Source organism: Micromonospora sp. NPDC048040 (assembly GCF_055587185.1).
The window spans coordinates 1-1,111 of record NZ_JBVJGT010000150.1 but is presented as its reverse complement, the minus strand read 5'-3'; the positions used below and the strand labels follow the sequence as shown (position 1 = coordinate 1,111).

2 protein-coding genes are annotated in these 1,111 nt (G+C 66.1%); both read right to left on the bottom strand.

Annotated elements, in window-relative coordinates; genetic code table 11:
* Nucleotides 1-371 (bottom strand): ABC transporter permease (locus tag ACZ6O2_RS36570; protein ID WP_466026230.1); only part of this gene is annotated, 371 nt, incomplete at its 3' end.
* Nucleotides 368-1,111, bottom strand: a 744-nt coding sequence (locus ACZ6O2_RS36565; RefSeq protein WP_466026229.1) for an ABC transporter ATP-binding protein, incomplete at its 5' end; no start/stop codon positions are given. The genes ACZ6O2_RS36565 and ACZ6O2_RS36570, both read right to left, overlap by 4 nt.

Sequence of the window (1,111 nt, the reverse complement as noted above, 5' to 3'; positions counted from 1 at the left end):
CCTGTGACGATCACGAGCGAGGCCAGATTGGCGACGAGTGAGGTCAGGACATGCGCCCAGAGCACGGAGGGTCGTGGGATCGGCATCGACTGGAAGCGCTCGAAGATGCCGCCCTGCATGTCGAGGAACAGGCGGTACGCCGTGTAGGCGATGCCGGACGCGATCGTGATGAGCAGGATGCCCGGGAGCATGTAGTTGATGTACGACTCGGCGGATCCGGTGTTGATGGCTCCGCCCAGCACGTACACGAAGAGCAGCATCAGCGCGACCGGGGTGACCGCTGTGGTGATGATGGTGTCCGGGCTGCGGAGGATGTGACGCAGGGAGCGGCCGGTGAGGGTTCCGGTGTCGCTGAGGACGTGGGCGGTCATCGGGATTCCTCTCCTGCGGACATGGCTGCCTTGTCGGCGGTGTCACTGGTGTCGCCAACGAGGGCGAGGAAGACGTCCTCGAGGGTCGGCTGCTTCTCGACGTACTCGACCTTGGCGGACGGGAGGAGCTGCTTCAGCTCGGCGAGAGTGCCGTTCTGGATGATCGTGCCCTTGTGCAGGATCGCGATCCGGTCGGCGAGTTGCTCGGCCTCGTCGAGGTACTGGGTGGTCAACAGGATGGTGGTGCCATCCTTGGCGAGCTGCTTCACCGTCTGCCAGACCTCGATGCGGGCCTGCGGGTCGAGGCCGGTGGTCGGCTCGTCGAGGAACACGACCGGCGGGTTGCCGACAAGGCTCATCGCAATGTCCAGCCGCCGGCGCATGCCGCCCGAGTAGGTCGCCGCCCGGCGGTTGCCGGCATCAGTGAGCGAGAAGCGGGCGAGCATGTCGTCGGCGATCGCACCCGGGTTCTTCAGGTGGCGGAGCTTCGCGACTAAGACCAGATTTTCCCGGCCGGTGAGCACTTCGTCGACTGCGGCGAACTGGCCGGTCAGGCTGATCGACTTGCGTACGTCGCCCGGAGCCGAGGAGACGTCGAAGCCGTGGACGGTCGCGGTGCCGGTGTTCGCCTTCAGCAACGTCGACAGGATCCGCACCAGCGTGGTCTTTCCGGCGCCGTTCGAGCCGAGCAGAGCGAAGATGCTCCCGGCTGCCACGTCGAAGTCGACGCCCCGCAGCAC